At 74.1% G+C, this 228-nt stretch carries 1 protein-coding gene; it reads left to right on the top strand.

Going from position 1 to position 228, the window contains the following annotated elements:
- Window positions 1-20: 20 nt before the first annotated feature.
- Window positions 21-228, top strand: a 208-nt coding sequence (locus tag OH705_RS29110) for a hypothetical protein (RefSeq protein ID WP_267303689.1), incomplete at its 3' end; no start/stop codon positions are given.

Here is a 228-nt window from a genome sequence, read left to right as displayed (position 1 = left end):
CCGCCTACGTGGCCGAACGCGTGCTCACGACCGAGGAGCTCAAGGCCTATGTCGACCGCCTGCCGCCGCCCGCGCCGGCGCCTGCGCGTCCGGCCGGCTTCAGCCGCGATACGCCCGAACAGTTCTATCAATGGAGCCGCCTGAATCCGCCGCCCGCGCATGACCGCCTGCGCCAGCTGCTAGCGCGGCGCCTGGTGCGCGAGGGCCGCGTGGCCGAGGCCCTGCCCT

Origin of the sequence: Pseudomonas sp. BJa3 (assembly GCF_026343815.1) — a bacterium.
In the GTDB taxonomy this organism is placed as follows: Bacteria; Pseudomonadota; Gammaproteobacteria; order Pseudomonadales; family Pseudomonadaceae; genus Aquipseudomonas; species Aquipseudomonas soli.
Note: the sequence above shows the minus strand (reverse complement) of the source record. Positions and strands in the feature narration are given on the sequence as shown.